This is a genomic window from Leptolyngbya sp. FACHB-1624, assembly GCF_047649235.1.
Classification (GTDB): Bacteria; Cyanobacteriota; Cyanobacteriia; order Leptolyngbyales; family Leptolyngbyaceae; genus Leptolyngbya; species Leptolyngbya boryana.
In genome coordinates, this window is record NZ_CP180258.1 from 5,704,923 (window position 1) to 5,722,373 (window position 17,451).

The 17,451-nt window shown below is 45.6% G+C and carries 25 protein-coding genes; 7 read left to right on the forward strand and 18 right to left on the reverse strand.

Annotated features, from left to right (window positions below):
• Positions 1-131: 131 nt before the first annotated feature.
• The 6 genes from ACMUEV_RS27145 to ACMUEV_RS27170 form a co-directional block, all read right to left on the reverse strand.
• The gene (locus ACMUEV_RS27145) at positions 132-1,166 is read right to left on the reverse strand and encodes a metal-dependent hydrolase (RefSeq protein ID WP_242044302.1); all 1,035 of its coding nucleotides are present in this window, start codon (positions 1,164-1,166) and stop codon (positions 132-134) included.
• A 60-nt stretch (positions 1,167-1,226) separates the two neighbouring features.
• Positions 1,227-2,321, reverse strand: a complete 1,095-nt coding sequence (locus ACMUEV_RS27150) for a pentapeptide repeat-containing protein (RefSeq protein WP_190649370.1) — start codon at positions 2,319-2,321, stop codon at positions 1,227-1,229.
• Positions 2,314-2,580 carry a hypothetical protein gene (locus ACMUEV_RS27155; protein WP_190649369.1) on the reverse strand — a complete coding sequence of 89 codons (267 nt, stop codon included), beginning with the start codon at positions 2,578-2,580 and terminating at the stop codon, positions 2,314-2,316. The genes ACMUEV_RS27150 and ACMUEV_RS27155 overlap by 8 nt, the downstream gene beginning before the upstream one ends.
• A complete protein-coding gene (locus tag ACMUEV_RS27160) occupies positions 2,577-3,350 on the reverse strand; it encodes a hypothetical protein (RefSeq protein WP_190649367.1) in 774 nt (257 codons plus the stop codon). Before ACMUEV_RS27160 ends, ACMUEV_RS27155 begins: the two co-directional genes overlap by 4 nt.
• A 29-nt stretch (positions 3,351-3,379) precedes the next feature.
• Positions 3,380-3,964: a hypothetical protein gene (locus ACMUEV_RS27165; protein ID WP_190649364.1), complete on the reverse strand. Its 585-nt coding sequence runs from the start codon at positions 3,962-3,964 to the stop codon at positions 3,380-3,382.
• A 193-nt stretch (positions 3,965-4,157) separates the two neighbouring features.
• The gene (locus ACMUEV_RS27170) at positions 4,158-4,574 is read right to left on the reverse strand and encodes a hypothetical protein (RefSeq protein WP_190649362.1); all 417 of its coding nucleotides are present in this window, start codon (positions 4,572-4,574) and stop codon (positions 4,158-4,160) included.
• A 110-nt stretch (positions 4,575-4,684) separates the two neighbouring features.
• Here ACMUEV_RS27170 and ACMUEV_RS27175 point away from each other — a divergent pair, with 110 nt between their 5' ends.
• Positions 4,685-4,867, forward strand: coding sequence for a DUF4278 domain-containing protein (locus ACMUEV_RS27175; RefSeq protein ID WP_190649360.1), 183 nt, complete (start codon positions 4,685-4,687; stop codon positions 4,865-4,867).
• 78 nt (positions 4,868-4,945) lie between these two features.
• On the opposite strand, the gene ACMUEV_RS27180 is transcribed toward ACMUEV_RS27175, so the two are convergent.
• Entirely contained in the window at positions 4,946-5,266 is a 321-nt protein-coding gene (locus ACMUEV_RS27180) for a hypothetical protein (RefSeq protein ID WP_190649358.1), read from the reverse strand.
• 6 nt (positions 5,267-5,272) lie between these two features.
• Entirely contained in the window at positions 5,273-6,229 is a 957-nt protein-coding gene (locus tag ACMUEV_RS27185) for a pentapeptide repeat-containing protein (RefSeq protein WP_190649356.1), read from the reverse strand.
• 133 nt (positions 6,230-6,362) lie between these two features.
• On the opposite strand from ACMUEV_RS27185, the gene ACMUEV_RS27190 reads away from it, so the two are divergent.
• Positions 6,363-6,725 (forward strand): hypothetical protein, encoded by a 363-nt coding sequence (locus tag ACMUEV_RS27190; protein WP_190649354.1) that lies wholly within the window; start codon positions 6,363-6,365, stop codon positions 6,723-6,725.
• A gap of 41 nt (positions 6,726-6,766) precedes the next feature.
• Here the strand turns inward: ACMUEV_RS27190 and ACMUEV_RS27195 are convergent, their stop codons facing one another.
• The 4 genes from ACMUEV_RS27195 to ACMUEV_RS27210 all read right to left on the reverse strand — a co-directional run bounded on the left by ACMUEV_RS27195 (position 6,767) and on the right by ACMUEV_RS27210 (position 10,169).
• Positions 6,767-7,075, reverse strand: coding sequence for a hypothetical protein (locus ACMUEV_RS27195; protein WP_190649352.1), 309 nt, complete (start codon positions 7,073-7,075; stop codon positions 6,767-6,769).
• A 42-nt stretch (positions 7,076-7,117) separates the two neighbouring features.
• Entirely contained in the window at positions 7,118-7,510 is a 393-nt protein-coding gene (locus ACMUEV_RS27200; protein WP_199329362.1) for a hypothetical protein, read from the reverse strand.
• Between the two features lie 197 nt (positions 7,511-7,707).
• Entirely contained in the window at positions 7,708-8,796 is a 1,089-nt protein-coding gene (gene dinB, locus ACMUEV_RS27205) for a DNA polymerase IV (protein ID WP_190649350.1), read from the reverse strand.
• A 68-nt stretch (positions 8,797-8,864) separates the two neighbouring features.
• Entirely contained in the window at positions 8,865-10,169 is a 1,305-nt protein-coding gene (locus ACMUEV_RS27210; RefSeq protein WP_190649348.1) for a pentapeptide repeat-containing protein, read from the reverse strand.
• A 155-nt stretch (positions 10,170-10,324) separates the two neighbouring features.
• Here ACMUEV_RS27210 and ACMUEV_RS27215 point away from each other — a divergent pair, with 155 nt between their 5' ends.
• Positions 10,325-10,450, forward strand: a complete 126-nt coding sequence (locus tag ACMUEV_RS27215; RefSeq protein ID WP_277880239.1) for a hypothetical protein — start codon at positions 10,325-10,327, stop codon at positions 10,448-10,450.
• A gap of 92 nt (positions 10,451-10,542) precedes the next feature.
• Here the strand turns inward: ACMUEV_RS27215 and ACMUEV_RS27220 are convergent, their stop codons facing one another.
• The 5 genes from ACMUEV_RS27220 to ACMUEV_RS27240 form a co-directional block, all read right to left on the reverse strand.
• Positions 10,543-10,983 carry a hypothetical protein gene (locus tag ACMUEV_RS27220; protein WP_190649346.1) on the reverse strand — a complete coding sequence of 147 codons (441 nt, stop codon included), beginning with the start codon at positions 10,981-10,983 and terminating at the stop codon, positions 10,543-10,545.
• Positions 10,980-11,474, reverse strand: a complete 495-nt coding sequence (locus tag ACMUEV_RS27225) for a hypothetical protein (protein WP_190649344.1) — start codon at positions 11,472-11,474, stop codon at positions 10,980-10,982. The genes ACMUEV_RS27220 and ACMUEV_RS27225 overlap by 4 nt, the downstream gene beginning before the upstream one ends.
• 12 nt (positions 11,475-11,486) lie before the next feature.
• Complete coding sequence (locus ACMUEV_RS27230) at positions 11,487-12,320, reverse strand: MarR family transcriptional regulator (RefSeq protein WP_190649342.1); 834 nt, start codon at positions 12,318-12,320, stop codon at positions 11,487-11,489.
• An 82-nt stretch (positions 12,321-12,402) separates the two neighbouring features.
• Positions 12,403-12,696, reverse strand: a complete 294-nt coding sequence (locus tag ACMUEV_RS27235; protein WP_415354707.1) for a hypothetical protein — start codon at positions 12,694-12,696, stop codon at positions 12,403-12,405.
• 158 nt (positions 12,697-12,854) lie between these two features.
• Complete coding sequence (locus ACMUEV_RS27240; RefSeq protein WP_415354708.1) at positions 12,855-13,109, reverse strand: helix-turn-helix domain-containing protein; 255 nt, start codon at positions 13,107-13,109, stop codon at positions 12,855-12,857.
• 504 nt (positions 13,110-13,613) lie between these two features.
• Here ACMUEV_RS27240 and ACMUEV_RS27245 point away from each other — a divergent pair.
• Both ACMUEV_RS27245 and ACMUEV_RS27250 read left to right on the forward strand, forming a co-directional pair.
• Positions 13,614-13,877: a hypothetical protein gene (locus ACMUEV_RS27245; protein ID WP_190651397.1), complete on the forward strand. Its 264-nt coding sequence runs from the start codon at positions 13,614-13,616 to the stop codon at positions 13,875-13,877.
• A gap of 250 nt (positions 13,878-14,127) precedes the next feature.
• Positions 14,128-14,628 carry a hypothetical protein gene (locus tag ACMUEV_RS27250; protein ID WP_190651399.1) on the forward strand — a complete coding sequence of 167 codons (501 nt, stop codon included), beginning with the start codon at positions 14,128-14,130 and terminating at the stop codon, positions 14,626-14,628.
• A gap of 63 nt (positions 14,629-14,691) precedes the next feature.
• Here the strand turns inward: ACMUEV_RS27250 and ACMUEV_RS27255 are convergent, their stop codons facing one another.
• Positions 14,692-16,488 carry a DEAD/DEAH box helicase gene (locus tag ACMUEV_RS27255; protein WP_190651401.1) on the reverse strand — a complete coding sequence of 599 codons (1,797 nt, stop codon included), beginning with the start codon at positions 16,486-16,488 and terminating at the stop codon, positions 14,692-14,694.
• Between the two features lie 117 nt (positions 16,489-16,605).
• Here ACMUEV_RS27255 and ACMUEV_RS27260 point away from each other — a divergent pair, with 117 nt between their 5' ends.
• Both ACMUEV_RS27260 and ACMUEV_RS27265 read left to right on the forward strand, forming a co-directional pair.
• The gene (locus ACMUEV_RS27260) at positions 16,606-17,202 is read left to right on the forward strand and encodes a hypothetical protein (protein ID WP_190651403.1); all 597 of its coding nucleotides are present in this window, start codon (positions 16,606-16,608) and stop codon (positions 17,200-17,202) included.
• Between the two features lie 19 nt (positions 17,203-17,221).
• A complete protein-coding gene (locus ACMUEV_RS27265; RefSeq protein ID WP_190651405.1) occupies positions 17,222-17,419 on the forward strand; it encodes a hypothetical protein in 198 nt (65 codons plus the stop codon).
• Positions 17,420-17,451: the final 32 nt, after the last annotated feature.

Here is a 17,451-nt window from a genome sequence, read left to right on the forward strand (position 1 = left end):
ACTAGAGAAGACGCTTTTATCCGTCTAAGATCCGCAATTAAAGGATTAGGCAGACACCTTTACATGACCTGATCGAGAAAGCAGCTTGACCAAGTTTCAGAGATCGCTCTAGCAATCCTATGCCCAAAATCTCACATTGGTCGCGGACTAATCACCTTCACCGTCAATGTCCCTGTCACATACTGTTCACCCAACTGCTGTAGAGCCGCTTCAATCGGGTGAAACGTCATCGTGACCGTCTTATCCACCACTTTCGCCGTTTGCAGTCGATTCGCCTCGATCGGAATTCTCACATTCTCAGGCAGGTCAACCACGATCGAGCCACTGAGCAAAATCAAAGCATTGGGCTGTGATGCTGCAACCTCCTGAAGCTTCGGCGCGATTTCCTCATCCATAAATGAGATCGTTTGTAATTGAGTTGTGGCAGGGTTGCCGATCGTCGCTGCAATCCGCTCAGTCAAAATCTGCTGACCCGTTTTGAAGAATCCGCCCTTGCCATCCGTCACGATGAACGAATCACCTTCATTGGCAACGATAAAATAACGATCATCGGCACGGGTGCGATCGCTTGCCCAAATCCCTTTTACATCTGCCCAAACGTGATAACTCGCTGACTTTTGGTTATAGACCTCGACTGCTCCATCGACCATACCGAGAGAAGCAGTAAGCTTTTCTGTGATCCCGCCAGCGCTGCCGATATGGAGTCCCACAACTAAGAGCAGTCCAGCGATCAACAGCACCCAATATTCACCTGTTCCGCCCGTGGTTAATCGCCGCTTGGGATTGGAAACACTGATACACCAAGCGGGATAGGGATAGAACAACTGAACGCCTTGTTTAGTGAAACAGTCTGAGAAACAGGCGAGGAGATGTCCGAGGGGCAGTGCGATCGACGTTGTAAGATGTCCCGACCAATAGCCGAAAGGAAGTGCGATAGCGGCTAGAAGACCAGTTGCGAGAAAGCTATGAGTGATCGTCCTATGTGGATATCGTGACTCTAGCCAGGTTGAGATAGGAAAGCAGATTTGCCCGATCGTGCTGGTTGTGGTGTCGAGGTCGGGGAGTTGTGAGCCAATTAGGGCGAGTCCCAATGTTAAAGGGTCTGCAGTGCTGAGGATGAGGGAAGTTCCGGCGACTGCGATCGTGGCATGAGTCAGGGACATCATAGAGTGTGAAGGTTCTAGAAACTGCTTTTAGATTGCCCTTACTGTTTCTAGTCTGCATATCTATGATTCTTGTTTAGGTATTAAACCTAACTGTTTTTGGAGATGTTCATCGTAGTGGGCTTGTTCCCAGTTTTTACCAGCCTTGACTTGTTCTAACGTCAACTCTCTAACGTTTCTCAAATCAGTTCCGATCAAATTAGCTCCTTCTAATTCAGTTCCACTCAAATTTGTATTACTTAGGTTTGCTTGCCATAAAACGGCGTTGCTTAAGTCGGCTCCACTTAAATCAGCCCCAGCGAGATTTGCTTGCCATAGTCTGGCTCCGTTCAAATTAGTATGGTTTAAATCAGCCCCAGTCAAATCCGCCCAACGTAGATCAGTCTCACTCAGATTTGCGGCTCTAATAATGGATTGATGTAAATTTGTCTCTTTGAGATCTGCTCCCTCTAGATCAGAGTGAGATAGCTTTGCTTCTTGCAAATTTGCTCTCTTTAAATTCGCACCAATCAAAATAGCATTACCTAAATCTGCTCGATGCAGGTTTAAATCTTGCAAATCTGCCTGAATCAGGCAAGTTCCTCTAAAATCAAGGCATTTATCTTTTGGATCATTAGCTGCGTCTCGCCGTCCGATTACAGTAAGGGCAGCCTGAAGATGTCTTGAAATAGGTTGTCCAGATTCCATTGAAATTGGTGCTTCTTTTATGCAAGAAACCAACACCTCCATGATTGTCCAATGATCTTTAGGAGAATTCTTGGCAATTCTTTCTAGAGCATAGATGCCACCAAACCGAGCTTCAATTTTGTCGCTACCTAACTGATTGATCGCTTGAGTAAATCGTTCTGTAACCTGTTTGTCTTCAGCAATCAATACATTGCGTTGAGTCGCCTTCAAGTTCTGCACTGAAACATAAGCAGTAACAAATAGAAGAATTCCGCCAACTGCTTGAATCAAACTCCCATTGATCGTATTCTCCAAAGCGATACGATCTTTCACCAAAGATACCCTATCCTTACCATTTGGCAGTTGATCAATTTGCTGCTGAAGGTCATTCACTTTCTGCTGTTGAATGTACCAATATCCTCCTAAAAGCGTCACTACGCCAAGAGCGAGAGCAGCAAGACTAATATTTTGCAGAGCCTGATTTCTACGCATTCTCGTATAGCTTCCTAAACCCTAACTCTGTCCCGATACAACAGCAGAGATACGAAAATCGGCAATCTGTCAGGAAATTATCACAATTCAATTCTTTTCGATTGACGATCAAGCAGTTCAAGAATTTCATTCCTAACCGACTCCGGTAGCTCATCCCACTGATCGCTATTCGCAAACAAAACAGCGCGATCGACAAAATCCCGAAATCCTCAAACCCATACTCCTCAAACTTCTTCAGCAACAGGTCTAACGTTCTCATTGCCCTAACTTCCTCCTCGCACCCTGCACCCGTCCCAATTGTTTCAGTCCCATTCCTACGGTCAAACTGATTCCGCCCAGGATGTATAGCCCCTTATTGTTCGTGCCCAGTCCGATGAAGCGCACGATCGCGAAACTGAACAGCGCTGCCAAAATAATCGGCATGATCACCATGTATTGAGTGTGCTGCACTTCCTGTCTCACCCCCAACTTCTCACGCTGAATCACCTTCCTTGCCAGCATCGGGTTTCTTCCCGCAAGTGGCTGTAATTCCGCGATTCTCGACTGATCAATCTGTAATCCAAGTCTTTGTGCCTCCGATGTCATCACATCGCGGATATGAGCATCTGAGGGCAGTTCTAATTCAACTTCCAACATTCGCAGAAACATATCACGACCGGGATTGATCGGACTGAAGGCGACGACTCTCACGCTGGATGCGATCGCATCTTCCAACCAGTACCGAATACTTGCAGGAAGTCGTTTCGCTTCAGGCAGGATAAAGAGCCAATCATCAGAAGCATTCGAGAGAATTTCATCCTTCATCTCATCGACGCTCATCGGCTTGAATTTGCCCTCGCCGACCTCGATTTCAGTCGGACATCCAACCTGTTCAGCCAACGACTTGAAGAAGGTTTTCGTCGTGCCCTTATAGGTTTCAGTCGCGCAGGTGAACTGACCTTCAAAGCAATCGCGCACAGAAACAGCGAGATCATCGACTCCTGATCCCGCTTCACCAATGACAAGAACGCTGTGACCGGATTCGATCACAGCACACACCTTATTTAGAGCATCGTCATTTACGCCGCTTGTCGGCTCTGGCGCATTTGATCGAGTAGCTTGTCTGCGATCACGCTGGGGTGAAAATTTGGGCGAATTGCCTCCTCAGCTCGTTTCACCTTCTGTTTGAGATCTTCCGGCAAATCTTCTAGCGTCATGCAATCTGCGACTGTCCGCACCACTTTAGGAATCATCGTCAGTTCTTCAGCTTTCAATTCAGCAGCTTCCCGATAGATCCGCTTGCCCAAACCATTCTCGATCGTCGGTTCCTCCACTACAGGGATCGGTTCTGTCAGGTCGCTACCTTCTACTGCTGCGAGGTTAGTAGAATCTAATGGTGCAAGTTCTCCACCTTCACTATCAATAAATCCGTCCATTTCGCCCGTTTCTCGAATATGTTGATCGAGTCGCTTCATTCGATCAAATTGTGATTGGTCGAGGTAAGCCTTACCTTGTCCATCCTTGTGAGCTTTGATGCCGAGAAACTTTAATCGCTCGTAGTATTGAGCAGATTTAATATCAAATTCTCGTTGGACTTCGTCCGGTCGATACTGCATCTCAGTAGCGGAATTCTGGTCAACAGCGGCGGAATTCTGGTCAGTCATAGCGAAAAACTTTTGAATCAACTGTGCATATTATGCGAGCTTCAGAAAAAATTTCCTGTCCGAGACTCTACCGGAATTCCGATCAACGATCGTAAAGACTTGATGAAGACCAGAAATCGGAATGTTCCAAAATTGAATTGATTCGGTTCAATCTTTCTCACTGTAATTATTTACAGTTAATTCTCGATCTCAATTAGGAATCCCGCTGATCATAGGGAGATATCTTAATAGGCTCTACCTCGATCGTTGAATGCAAAATTGGCAACCATACGAGCAGAAGCAACCCGATTAATACGGGCGTATTAGAAGACTTTTTCAGATAATATCGTCGCTCTCCCTCAACTGAGCGAGACTCAATCACTCCAGCGACATGTAAGTTTTGGGTCTGTCGTCGTACCTGTTCATAGGTCAGTCTAGATCGCTTAACTAATTCGTTGCGGGTAAGTCCGTCTGTCTCATTGAGAATTGCCAGAATGCGCGATCGCGTTCCTCGTCCCTGTTTGGTTTGTTCGTATATCGACAGCATGAGATAGTACAAAACTGCTGCTGTCAAAGTGCCCGATGGGTGGGAAGCGATCGACAAACGAGAAGCAATCGCGCAGATTTCCAAACTGGCTGCATAAATTTCAGAACTTCATCGTGGAAATAGTCAAGAGAGCGATAACACCCTCTGAGTTTTGCTCTCTTTCATTCCTCTACTTACCCCCAAGGAGATCTATCATGCAATTGAAATATCGCGGCTGCTCTTACAACTCCAACACTACCAGCGCTCAAGTAGCTCCCTCCAACCCAACCCTTATTTACCGAGGAATCAAATATCAGCCAAAGTCCGTGGCTCCTCAACTTGCAACATCGCAACGTCAGCCCTTGACCTATCGGGGAACAGTTTACTTTGCTGGCTAGTGCTTTGAAACAATCAGGAGCGCGATCGCACCCTCACTTTACCCGAGATCGCGTTCCTCAGCAGTAGCATGATGGATTTCAACTCTCAAAGGGCTGGATCACAATCCCACCAAATCGCGCTTCATCTGCCCAGCACTTTACGCCTTCGATGTAGCAGATGTGGTTTTCGTTCTCCTCGCCAGTTTCCTCGACTACTGCTTTGAATCCACCACTGAATGAGACGTTATAGAAGCCCAACTTTCGCCCTTGATCGTCACAAGCTTTATCGAAACAATTGTTGCAAACTGATTTTGGGTATCGCGCCCAGTGTGGTACTGGAGTTGAACAGATGGGGCAGGGATGAAATTCGGTTTCGCTCATATCGTTGGGATTGCTAATTGTGCTAGGGTCAGCAGTCATCAAAGCTCATTTCTTAGGTTTGAGTTTGTCACAATCGCGATCGCTCTTTGTACCATCGGGCATTATGGTATTGCAGAGAAGCGCCCCATCTAGAATTGGCTCAGACAGAATTGCGTCCTTCAAGTTGGCGAAACTTAGATTTGTATCTCTGAGATCCGCCATACTAAGATCTGCTTTACTAAGATCTGTTCTACTAAGATTTACTCTTCTTAAATTTGCCGCACGTAAGTCTGTTCCGCTCAAATTTGCTCCATCTAAATTTGTCTTTTCCAATCTTGCAAGATTCTCATAAGACCGAAAAATCATCACTCTAGACGGCTTCTTATTCCCCATCTTGCGCTCGGCTGACAAAATTGAATCCGTATCAGGTAAATTTAGATCAGATAGGTTGATGCCAGCTAAGTCAACCCCAGCTAGATCGATTTCAGATAAGTTGCTTCCACTCAGATTTGCTTCTCTTAAATTGGTTTGTCTAAGATCGAGGACTGGCTTTTTCGCTTGAAGGAGTTTCGCTTTATGTAGAAACTTGATGAGTTGTCCTTGTCGCTCTCCATCCAGTTCTCTCAAAGCTGTTAACGTTCGTGCCTGTGCAATAATGCGAGATTCATCCTCTGCCTTCGCAGTCCGCAACCCTCGATCGAATAACAACGTCGAGATCTGGTCAAAATACCGATTCAGCATCTCTTGTTTCGCTCGATCGTCCGCAAGTTCCAAATCCCTCTGTTTCGACGTTTCCTGTAAATAGAATGCACCGATCGCTAAAGCAGTCGGCACAATCAACAATTGCAACACATCCCACAGCTTCTTCTCTCCGAATCCCGTCCAGCTCCAAACTTTCTGAAGGAGCGATCGACGACTTTGAACCGTATCAGGAACCCAAAGCTTTCCACGTTTCACAAAAGAAGGTGATTCTATCTCAGAGCGATGATTATTTGACGATTCTGGAGGCGTTGGTTGCGTCATCGTTGAAATGGAGAAATCAATATCTACAGTATTGATACAGCGCTTCGAGCAGAATTTCTAATTTTTACGGTAATGCTTGGGTGTAGCTTAAAATGAGGTGTCTGTTTATACTGGACTGCTCTGAGGTTCTTTCATGAAACTAATAAGGCTAGTAATTTTGTCTGCTGCACTTTCATTTGGCTTAAAACTATCCCCAGGACTAGCAGAACCAGTTACCGTAAATTGCTCATTCCAATCCGATAAAGCAAACCTCCGCGATAAATGTCAATATTCCAGTTCAGGACGACTTTCACGATTTATTCCTAAAACCATTGTCCTTCGCTGGAGCGATAAGGTGCAAACTGGTATTGAGATTCTAACGATCGAATCATTGCAAAACGGTGTGGCAGAAGGAACAGCTCAAGTAGATGGTGTAGATGCAACATACATTAAATTTGGTGATGGAGGGATGTGTTTCAAAGTCACGAAGAGCGGCAATTCTATCTGTTATCGCTGATTTCTGTAGACTTAGGGTTGAGCAGTTGTCTCTAATCGCGCTCAATCTATATCACACTCTAAACATCGCCCCTCACAATTCCGACTGCTGCGAATACACCCCGTTTCCGCGAATCGCTCTCCATGCTTCCTCACCGTTGGATAAGCCAACCACTGAAGCGGAATACCCGTCAGTTTCCACACCAAGCGACCAAAGGAGTGCAATACATCTGAGGCTTCGTCTAAACTCGGCTCAGCGATGAATTCTTTCAGTTCTGCCATGAATGCTGACCATTGGGAGCGAATTGTGGGCAGGTGACAGCGATCGTAGGCTGCCATCCCAGTTCTGTAGTACTTGAACATTCCCATCATCACTACGCTCTTTATCCTGTTGGATGCTGTAGTTATTGGAATTTATGGCTCACTCCAAGTTCCACGCTCTTCCATGATCAGTTTCTCGTCTTCATAAACCTGTAAATCTCCTGATCGAGAGACAAAATAGTGGAAATTTCCGTTATGAAATACGTAGCCCAAAAACGCGCAGGGTGTGACACCATCAGCACAAAGCGTATGTTGAGTTTGACCCTTTAAACGAATTGATTGCTTGGTTTGACGATTGATCCCTATGTAAGTGACATCATTGCAAGTTACATATCCTTCTGGACAGTTTCGCGTGATTGTCACGGTGAAATTAGGGGTGGTTAAAGTTTCGGCTGAAACTGCTTGCTCCAGAACGAAGAAGATTGAGATCGGGAGAAGCGCTATTTTTGCAGTCTGAGTAATGTACTTGAACACCTTGCTTTTCATCGGGAATGTCCTGAACTCATCAAAGAGAAGCACCTATTCAGAGACAGGCTAAGTTCAGATTGTAAAAGCTGCGCTGCCCCCGGAGTCGATTCTCTCATTTTGTCTTCAGATATGGTTGTCGATCGACTGCCTCTAATCTTTGTTACCAGTTGTTTAGTTCTTCGGCTGTGAATTGTCTCAGAATTTCTGACATGGCGCTAAAACAAGGCTAACTGCACTAATGATGAGCGCGTCTCAGACTCCAAATGGGAACTCCCCAAATTTGAGAGCGAAATCCCCAACAGCCGCACACTTCGCCCTTCTAAATCAATCGCTTCAAACAACTCCTGCGCTAAAGAGGTAACGATTCCCAGCTCACAAATCGGACTTAAGAGCGTTCGACTGCGAGTAATCTGCTGATAGTTGCCAAACTTCACCTTCAGCGTAAGAGTGCGTCCCTTAGCCTGATGTTGCTCTAGACGGTGACACACATCCTGAGCGATCGTTTCGAGTTCATGAAGCATCACGGCACGATCTGTTAAATCCTGAGCAAACGAGGTTTCTGCACCTAACGATTTACGAACCCGGTTCGCTTCCACAATGCGATCATCCTGCCCTCGCGCAATTTTGAAGTAGTGATGTCCCATTTTGCCGAACTTCTGCACCAATTCCGTTTCAGAGCGTTGCTTCAAATCTGCTCCGGTACAAATGCCCAGTTCTCGCATTCTCGTTGCACTCACCTTGCCGATCCCGTGGAATTTCTCGATCGCAAGTTGCTCAATTAACTCCTCGGCTTGATCTGGCAGAATCACGGTTAATCCATTGGGCTTGTTCATCCCCGTTGCCATCTTTGCTAAGAACTTGTTGAAGGACACTCCCGCAGAAGCAGTTAACCCTGTTTCTTGTTGGATAGAAGCTCTGATCTCTCTAGCGATCGCACTCGCATAAGGCAAACTTGATTTGCTTTCTGTCACATCCAAGTAAGCTTCATCCAATGCAACAGGTTCGATCAGGTCGGTATAGCGCTCAAAGATGGCGCGAATTTGCTCAGAGACGGCGCGATAGACTTCAAAGCGAGGTTTGACAAAGATGAGATGAGGACAACGCTGGATCGCAAGTTTAGACGGCATTGCAGAGTGAATTCCGAAAACTCTCGCTTCATAACTTGCAGCACAGACGACCCCACGTTGAGTCGGAGAACTGCCAACCGCGATCGGTTTCCCTTGATATTGGGGATAATCTCGCTGCTCGACCGAAGCGTAGAACGCATCCATATCGACGTGAATGATTTTGCGAATCCCGTCCATCGCTTGAGGGTAGTACAAGATGACTATTACTCTATCACCCCCCAGCACTCTTTTTGAGGATCTTTAAATTACTTCGAGTGTGGCTGGATCAACTCAATACCAAGTTTATTCCCGATTTCTAATACGTTATTGCTGAAATCAGTAGTTGCTGCAACCATTCCTGCGATTGCGAGTAGAGCAGCGAGAGCAGCTTTGACACGATGAGGTTTGACCTTATCGGGTTGGCGAATTCCTTCTTCTACATCTCCCAAATGCTCTAACGCTTCTTCTCGTTGCGCCTCCGGAAAGGTTTGCGCTGCGTCGCGAAGAGCAGTAATCAGTTTAGTGATGTCATCGATGTTGCTATTGATGTTTTGGGTGAAGTTGGTAATGTCGCCGCTTCCGGTATGGGTCGCGCCAATCGTTTGAGCATTGATGATCGTTTGATGAGTCGGTTGGTTCTCTTTCTCAGCCATTGTTTTGACAACCTCCATTAAATTTGTGTTGTTTTGCCGATGAAATTCGAGTTGTTCCTGGTACAGGGAAATCTGTCCGTCTTTGGCTTGTAATTCGGCTTGATAGCGTTGTTCTTGGAGTTGTAGCTTCATTTCATATAGTTCTTTTGCATGACTCTCAATTGCCGCCTTATCCGCTTCTGGTGGCACTTCTAATCGAATAACGAATGCACCACCGCTTTTCTTTTCGATTGCTTGGATGGAGAGATCGTCGTATTGCTGCAGTTCTTGAAAGGATTGGAAGAAGGCTTGCCAGTTAATCCCATCAGCAAAGATTAGGTCAACAGTGCTAATTGCTTTTTGAACCAGTTTCGTGAATTCACCTGGTGCGAAAATTTGATTGGGATTGCTAGGGCGGCGTTCTTGATAGTAATAGCCCGCCCGAAGTCCATCTCTATAACTTAAATAAACGTACTCACATATCACCTTATCTAGCCTTGTTTCACTGTTGATATTCCAATCCTGTAAGCAAGCTCCAGTAAATATTGCATTAGTGAAGTTAGCCTTAAGTGCTTGAACGCCATTGAGCATAGCTTGATAAAGGTTAGCCTCGTAAAGGTTAGCCTCGTAAAGGTTTACTCCACTGAGGTTGGTATTATGTAAAGTGGCTCTGCTAAGGTTGGCACGATATAAAGTAGCCCTGCTAAGGTTAGCATAGCTAAGGTCAGCATAGCTAAGGTCAGCATAGCTAAGGTCAGCATCACGGAGATCAGATCCCTGAAGGTTGACTCTGGTAAAGTTAGCACCATAAAGATTGATTTGGTTGAACCGGAACCATGTTTCACTGAAGTCAATTTCTGCGGCAGGATTCTTCTTTCGCCATCGGTTCCAAACCTCTACTCCCTGCATCAGCAATTCTATATGTTTCTGATTCGCCACCGTCTTCCCCTCAACGCTACGACATTCACTACTTCACTACGATCGCACTCAATCCCTAATTTCCCTTCCACAATTCCAAAGTAGCACTGATCAAACGTTGTCTGTTTCTGAAGTGGGCACTTTAACAATAACCACTGCTGTTCAGGAAGCACACCATGAAACGCACTCTTCTTGTCACACTCACGATCGCGATCTCATTCTCTTCTCTCGGATGTGGTGCAGCATATGGAGACCGTTCAAGAGGTTGGCGCAGTCGTCCACCAGTCAATCAAAGCTTGTAATCATCTGCCTCACATCCCATCGGCGTGTCTGGATAGCATCAATTTTCTCTAATCTTGTTCGGTGAACTGTTCACCGAATTTAATTTCCCTGCTCATGTCCCCTTCTCCAACAATCTCAACGTCTCCTGAATCGGAGATCGCATTCCATAAACCGAATTCTCCACATCGGCATACTTCGCCTTGGGAATATACCGAGATCGCTTCTGTCCCTTCTCTTCCCAGTGCAACCAAGCCTGTTTCGTCTCCCAAATATCCCCATTCTTCCGTTTACGTCGCACCGTATGAAACTCGATCCACCCACAAGAATGTGTGCTGGGGGGTCTTTTCTTAATACCTGTAGTGTCATCCTCACCCCCCAGCACTCTTTTTGTAGCGTGTCCATTTGGGGACGATTCCGACTCCTCCTGATCAAAGAGATTCAGTTGCAACCGAGTTGAATCGCGCTGATGTCCAGCGAGTTCAACCGACTTCTGATCAGGCTGTGATTCATATTCCGCAAGTGATTCGCACACAGAAGAAAGACGATAATTCATACCGCTCCCTCTGGCTTTTCAGCTTGATCGACATCCGGTTCTAGAATCACCTGCTGATGATCTTGTTCAGCCTTCTGAGTTTCTTGCCAAGTGCGATCGCGCTTCCTCAAATTCATTTGCTGAGTCAAGTCCTGAATTTTCGCTAAAGCCTGCCGTCTCGCCTCAAACTGATTCCGTAACGTAATACGCCACTGTTCTCGATTGATGCGATCGAGTTCGGCACAGATCTCACGTTTAAACCGCCAATCAATCGTTCCCGAAACTCCTGGCGATGATCCCTGCACCCAGTTCCCAGCCGAGCAGTTTTGGCAAAGCGGTAACTTATCCTCATTCGGTTTGTAATCCGGGACAATCAGCGGCATCAAACTACTTGCAATAAAGCCACTGTCTTCACAGCAAAAACAAGTCCATTCAGGTCGCCACATTTGACGATCGTGCTGTTGCTCTGGAGAAGAAATCGGTTCTCTAGGAAATTGAGGGAGTTGAGACATGATGAATCCTCCCTAGTACAAGCCTTGTTGCTGCGCCCATTCATAGAACGATCTGCGCCTCCGCTTCTCAGCTTGATCAACGCATAACCCGATCCAACCCAACCCCTCATCATTTAGGGCTGCAAGGTACTCGTTTTGGAGCGGATGTACTGACCAGTCAATATCGGGCACGGGCGCGGCGGAACGCTCAATTTGGAACTGATCCCACAACGTTTTGAGGTGGGCTTCGATCCATCGCTTCGGTAGAGTTGGACGCTTTGGTAATTCTTCTATTTTCTTCAAACAAAACTTTTCAAATTTCTCTCTCTCTACTTCTGGGATCTGAGAGAGAGATGGATCAGTTTGATTAGTTTGAAGAGTATGAGGAGATTCAGAATCTATATCTGGTGAAGGTTCTAGCTTCTCAATGTTTCCTCTGGTGCAATCAGGTTTCCTATCATGCTGCAATGTTTCCTGTGATGCGTTTAGGTTTCCTATGGTGCGTTTAGGTTTCCTACAGGAAACTTGGTTTCTCACAGGAACCTTTTTCACATGAATCCGAACTGTCACCATTTCTAAATCGATGAAGCCTTTGTCAGATAAAACTTTTAATGCCTTGGAAACAGTTCCTTTCTGAAGCTTGGTTGCCTCAGCAATGTCGATTACTTTGAGGTTGAGTGCGCGATCTCCAAATGGATCAAGCGTTCTCAAGTGAAATAAGACGCGCAATTCTGCCAGTTTGAGTTCTTGACTGACTTCTAACCATTCTTCGTTGGTAAGTCGGTAGTGTGTTCGATTTGAAACAGATAGTGAAGATTTCTCACTCTGGATAGATGCCGGGTGAGTAGGCGAAGATTGAGTATTCATAATTTAGAAAACAAGTTACTTGTGCCCTATCTGCTCCAAACAGGTAGGGCGTTTACTTTCTGAAGGTCAAACGCTTGAGAGATTAAGAAGCTGCTTTCTCAGGCTCAGTTGCAATGAGTTGCTTGATCCGTTCCTGCACCTTTCTTGCAAGTGCAGCATCTTGTCTTCTCAATTCCAGCCCTTTGAGCAGGTCTGTTTTCTCCATTCCTAGCTGTTCAGCAAGCACGTTTAAGCTTCGTTCTGATAGCCCTCTCGATTTCGTCCATGCCGCAAAATCACTCGCTCCAAACCCAGTCAGAGCGGCAAGATCAATATGACGGGCATAGCGAATATCTTCGATCGTCAATTTCACCGAAACCTCTTGAGAAGTCTTCATGTGATGAGTTTCCATTTAGAATGAATAGATTATAAGAAGATATAATCTATTATACTTTTGTATAATCACGGAAAGGGGAAGGTGACAATGGCACAATAAAAAATCCCCTGCCGATGACAAGGGACGAGATTCGGATTGATCGTGAATTGAAGCTAAACCTACTCTTCTTCCTTTGCAGCTTCAGAAGCAATGGTTTCATCCTTGTAGGCTTTAGCGACCAGATTGAGCATAAATTCGCGCTGCTCTTGGGTGAACACCTCAAGAATTTTCTCTACGCTGTCTATTCTTGGGTTTTTAATTCCATTACGGAAGTGACTAATTTGTGTAGTAGTTAACCCAGTTTTCTCAGCAATTTCAAGTCCGGTCAGATTAAACCGAAACATTGTTTCCTTAAACGCATTCGCGAACTTCATTGCCAATAGACCTACTTTAGATGAGTCATCAATAAACGTCTGGCATACCAACCATACCCAGATTCAACAATCTTCTACTTGAACCTTTAATAAATTACAAGATCGAATAATCTTGTAGTTATATTTTCGTATAATCTATTATCTAATAATATAATCTTGGTTAGAAAGTAAATAAGGCTATGTTAGCCCTATTTGATCTTACAGGCATATAGACATCAGTGCTTTATCGCACACTTTGTTCGCCAGTAAATTTCCTCTATTCTAATCTGGAGTTCCAATTGAGACTTGCTTCTCTTCTACAGGAAACCGCAGCCCGATATTGCTCAGCCGTTCATAGGGTTTTAGAAGATTGGTCGCCCGTATGTGGATGCGCTCGACCTGGTTCTCACCCGACATGTGAAGCCTGTCCATGTCTGCCTGTCTTTGAAAGACTTTTAAGAAAAACAATTCATGAAAAGACGATTGAGACAGGAACTACCCCTTCAGCCAGCAATAAAAGCACCCATGCCGCGACCGACCCGACCTCTATTTCCAGATCACAAGTTTGATTTTGGCGATCCGGCTTGGGTGGTTCCGATTCAGCAGGGAGGAACGATCGAAGCGATTTGGTATCGACAGAATGATGACGCTTGGCTATATCGTCTCACTGGGCTGAGTCAACCTGAAAAATGGTGGCACGAAGAAAAGCTAGAGAACGCTTGTCCAGATTGCGGTCAGTCCTGGAGCAGTATGAGAACTTGCCAGTGTGGACGATCTCCAGATGAGTGAATCAGAACCTACAAAAGAAGAAATGATCCGCTTCACTGCGGATCTACCTAAATCCTTACACCGTCGTTTTTCGATTTATGCAGCGAGAGAAGGTAAGGATAAAGTTGTACTGTTGCGGGAGTGGCTGGAAGAGAAGCTGAGAAACAGTGAATGTTGATTTCAGCCCTCTCTCAATTAAGAATTGTAAATTAAGAGAACCTTATTTGGATTTCTAAGTCTACAACCTCAAATCTCGCGAGGGTATTTGATTATGAACCGCAAACTTGCTATCGTGCTGTTTGCTCTGCCCTTCGGAATGTCTGCTGCATTGACTAGATCTGCATCGGCAACTGATCAACTTGACAGACACCCCCCTGTAGTCGTAGCCCAACGATACGACGATCACGACAAGCGGTGGAACAACGACCCACGCTACGATAACCAACGTGACCGCAACCAGCAATACAAAGATCATCGGAATCGCAATCAACGACACGAGGATCGACGAAATCGCGATCGACGAGAGGCGATTCGGCGTGAGCAGCTTCGGAAGAATGAACTTCTTCGGCGGCAAGATAATTCTCGACGGAATGATTCCCGTTGGGAGCAGAATCGACGTGATAATGTCCGCTGGGATCGGAATCGCCCTAGTGATTCTCGCTGGGATCGAAATCGCCAAAATATTCGTAGAGTCTGGATTCCTGGACACTACGAACGCGGCTTTTTAGGCATTGGTCGTCGCTGGGTTGAGGGTCACTGGGAAAACCGTTAAATTGCTTCAAAGCCTGCGGAGAGATCGCATCTACTACTCCACAGGCTTTTTTGTTGAATTATCTTAGATTCGGTTTATGGCAACCTGAACCCTTTGAACAAATTCTGACTCTCGATCGCACGTCATCACCAATTCATCGATCGCTCTTGTCATTGCTACATAAAGCAATCGCGCCTCTTCTTCAGGGGAGCGATCTCTGGTTGGCATAAATCCCACACCCGGAACGAAGACCACCGGAAATTCTAATCCCTTACTAGAGTGCATTGTTACTAATTTGATGCTTTGAGCAGTGGGAGCGTAATTGCGGCTCTCGCTGTCACGATTCACCCATTCGATCGGAATGCCGACCTGTTCAAACTCACTGTAAATATTTTCACCCATGAATTTAGAGCGGTAGACGATCGCCATTTCGTTCCAGGCGATTCCTTGAGCATTGAAGCTTTTCGCGCGATCGATCAAATATTCTGTCTCTTTTCTAAAACTGGGAAGTCGAATCAATTGAGGTTTGCTGCCTCTCCGACCTGCACTTTCAGGCTCAACCAGTACAGGTATATCCTCATCTGCGTTAGAAGTCGGCATCATGACTTCTCTGGCAAATTCATAAGCGAGATTCAGAACATCTTGAGTATTGCGGTAATTGACTTTAAGGATCTTTGTTCTACCTCTTGCTTCAACCCCAACACTGCTTAAACTAAATTTTTTACCTGGGGTTTCATAGATATTTTGAGCATCGTCATAGAGCAAGAGCAATGATTTAGTTTCGGGATCAACCATTTGTACTACTAACTTTAACCATTCCGGCTCAAAGTCATGTCCTTCGTCGATCATCACTGCTCCGTATCTGCCAGCAGGAATTCTGCCTTGATCGACTGCTTCAATCACTCGACGCACTAATTCTTTTGGATAAGCTTCACCACGGAACTGATTGTAGCTAGGTTTCTGAATCCGATGTTGCCAAAGTTGATCACTGCACCAGCGATGAAAATGAGAGACTGTGATGCGATCGCTATCAATCCCCTTCTCATGCAGCATTTGTCTGAGTTTGGCAGCAAGTGAGACATTGAAGCAGAGAATTAGAATCGGCTTCTCGGTTTCCTGCACGAGAATTTCACAGCGATAAGCAAGGATTAAGGTTTTACCAGAACCAGCAACGCCATGAATGATTCGATGTCCTTCACCTAAACTGCGAGCAATCTGCTCTTGCTGAATGTCCATCACTGCGAGAAGCCCAGGGATACGGACATCTGGAAAGAGATGCCATCGGATGCGATCCATTTGAACCGGAGTTAAAGGCTCTCCAAACTGGTAGGTACACAAGTCCCATAAGCGCTGCTGAAACTCACCTGCATCAACGCTTTCATATATTTCGTCTTGGCAAATGACTAGATTAGATTTGAAGCCGAGCCGTAATCCCTCAGTCGCTTCAAACTGTTTCCGAGTAATGTTTGTGAATACAACACCGTAGCTATAAGGAAAAGCTAAATTGCCTTGATATCTCCCATCAACTTGCCTTAGAAATGGGTCTTCTTCTAACTCGCTTGCGATCGTGAGAGCGTAATTCCTCGCCTGCTCTAAAGGATGTTTAACCTGCTTCTCCCGCCCTTTAGTGAGAATTGTCACTCGATCTGGTGCAACATTTCGGATTGTATCGAGTTTCCAGTCCTTCACCTCCAGCACAATCAATCCTCGATTCGGGTGCAGGACGATGAAATCTGGATGCAATCGCTTATTTCCGATCGGTACGTCATACCAGAGCAAATAATCCTCATCCAGCTTCTCTTCCAACCGTTGAGCAAATCGTCGCTCACCGTTCGTCATGCGTTGTGAACAACTGCTGAATGAGGGAATGAGAATCGCCATGCTGCAAAAAACTACTTTCTCTAGGTTTAGGCTTCCCAAATATGATGCAGTAATGCAGTATAAAAAGATACGATTATCTAAGCTGAATGGTTTCAGTATCTAACCCTGGCGAATCTTATGAAGTCAAAATTTGCAATTTTCATGAGCCTAGCGATGCTGCTGAGTATTGCCAAGCCGACTTTCGCAGCAGAGCGCTATCCAACTGCTCAGGAAATGCAGTCTCTGATCCAACAATTCAAGAAAGATATTCCAAAGCTTCTGCGCTCAAGTATGTACAGTGATCGGCGCACTCCGGAGCAAAAACAGCAAATATCAACATTCAGTCAGGACTGGTCGAATATCGATCCTTCTGTTGCACCCTTTCTAGGAGTATGGGTGGCGATCGAAGAATCTAAAGCCATTTATCCATCTAGAACAAAAGGGAAGGTCTGCATCGTTGATAGTTTTCTGCCTGAACGAGATGGCTCAGGAGGATACTCATTCACAATGGGCACAATCTCGAAGGGAATGATTCGGACAGAAGACAAATTGGTGCTAGTGAAGCAAGGTAATTTCTTGCTATCTAGCTTTGTTAGCAAAGGCAAGGCACATGGTTATGAGTATGCTTATCCTAGACCACTTAAGCATCCTGCCAGCCTTTACTCTTTGGAGAAAGAACCCGAAATCATTCAGAAATTTAGGCAAGCAGGCTGTATTGCCGAATTTACCACATGAGCATTGCTGAATTAGAACAATGACCGACGAGCCATCCTTCTACGCAGGAGAACCCATCTCTCAACCTCCAGACCGCTTCACCAAAGCCGAAAAACTCGAACTGCTGATGTGGCATCCTCTCTTCACTGGGAAATGTCCTCGCTGTGGTCAAAAGCTCTCTGAGTCGATCGCTGAATGTGAGTGCGGCTGGAAGGATGAAACTCAGACAAAGAATTGAATTTTGTCCTGCAAGCTATGAGTTGTAATCGT

Excerpts from the sequence above, each read along its gene's own strand:
- ACMUEV_RS27145 (WP_242044302.1), bottom strand. The coding sequence starts at position 1,166 with ATGATGTCCCTGACTCATGCCACGATCGCAGTCGCCGGAACTTCCCTC.
- ACMUEV_RS27150 (WP_190649370.1), bottom strand. The coding sequence starts at position 2,321 with ATGCGTAGAAATCAGGCTCTGCAAAATATTAGTCTTGCTGCTCTCGCT.
- ACMUEV_RS27155 (WP_190649369.1), bottom strand. The coding sequence starts at position 2,580 with ATGAGAACGTTAGACCTGTTGCTGAAGAAGTTTGAGGAGTATGGGTTT.
- ACMUEV_RS27165 (WP_190649364.1), bottom strand. The coding sequence starts at position 3,964 with ATGACTGACCAGAATTCCGCCGCTGTTGACCAGAATTCCGCTACTGAG.
- ACMUEV_RS27175 (WP_190649360.1), top strand. The coding sequence starts at position 4,685 with ATGCAATTGAAATATCGCGGCTGCTCTTACAACTCCAACACTACCAGC.
- ACMUEV_RS27180 (WP_190649358.1), bottom strand. The coding sequence starts at position 5,266 with ATGACTGCTGACCCTAGCACAATTAGCAATCCCAACGATATGAGCGAA.
- ACMUEV_RS27185 (WP_190649356.1), bottom strand. The coding sequence starts at position 6,229 with ATGACGCAACCAACGCCTCCAGAATCGTCAAATAATCATCGCTCTGAG.
- ACMUEV_RS27190 (WP_190649354.1), top strand. The coding sequence starts at position 6,363 with ATGAAACTAATAAGGCTAGTAATTTTGTCTGCTGCACTTTCATTTGGC.
- ACMUEV_RS27195 (WP_190649352.1), bottom strand. The coding sequence starts at position 7,075 with ATGATGGGAATGTTCAAGTACTACAGAACTGGGATGGCAGCCTACGAT.
- ACMUEV_RS27200 (WP_199329362.1), bottom strand. The coding sequence starts at position 7,510 with ATGAAAAGCAAGGTGTTCAAGTACATTACTCAGACTGCAAAAATAGCG.
- dinB (WP_190649350.1), bottom strand. The coding sequence starts at position 8,796 with ATGGACGGGATTCGCAAAATCATTCACGTCGATATGGATGCGTTCTAC.
- ACMUEV_RS27215 (WP_277880239.1), top strand. The coding sequence starts at position 10,325 with ATGAAACGCACTCTTCTTGTCACACTCACGATCGCGATCTCATTCTCT.
- ACMUEV_RS27220 (WP_190649346.1), bottom strand. The coding sequence starts at position 10,983 with ATGAATTATCGTCTTTCTTCTGTGTGCGAATCACTTGCGGAATATGAA.
- ACMUEV_RS27225 (WP_190649344.1), bottom strand. The coding sequence starts at position 11,474 with ATGTCTCAACTCCCTCAATTTCCTAGAGAACCGATTTCTTCTCCAGAG.
- ACMUEV_RS27230 (WP_190649342.1), bottom strand. The coding sequence starts at position 12,320 with ATGAATACTCAATCTTCGCCTACTCACCCGGCATCTATCCAGAGTGAG.
- ACMUEV_RS27235 (WP_415354707.1), bottom strand. The coding sequence starts at position 12,696 with ATGAAGACTTCTCAAGAGGTTTCGGTGAAATTGACGATCGAAGATATT.
- ACMUEV_RS27240 (WP_415354708.1), bottom strand. The coding sequence starts at position 13,109 with ATGAAGTTCGCGAATGCGTTTAAGGAAACAATGTTTCGGTTTAATCTG.
- ACMUEV_RS27245 (WP_190651397.1), top strand. The coding sequence starts at position 13,614 with ATGCCGCGACCGACCCGACCTCTATTTCCAGATCACAAGTTTGATTTT.
- ACMUEV_RS27250 (WP_190651399.1), top strand. The coding sequence starts at position 14,128 with ATGAACCGCAAACTTGCTATCGTGCTGTTTGCTCTGCCCTTCGGAATG.
- ACMUEV_RS27255 (WP_190651401.1), bottom strand. The coding sequence starts at position 16,488 with ATGGCGATTCTCATTCCCTCATTCAGCAGTTGTTCACAACGCATGACG.
- ACMUEV_RS27260 (WP_190651403.1), top strand. The coding sequence starts at position 16,606 with ATGAAGTCAAAATTTGCAATTTTCATGAGCCTAGCGATGCTGCTGAGT.
- ACMUEV_RS27265 (WP_190651405.1), top strand. The coding sequence starts at position 17,222 with ATGACCGACGAGCCATCCTTCTACGCAGGAGAACCCATCTCTCAACCT.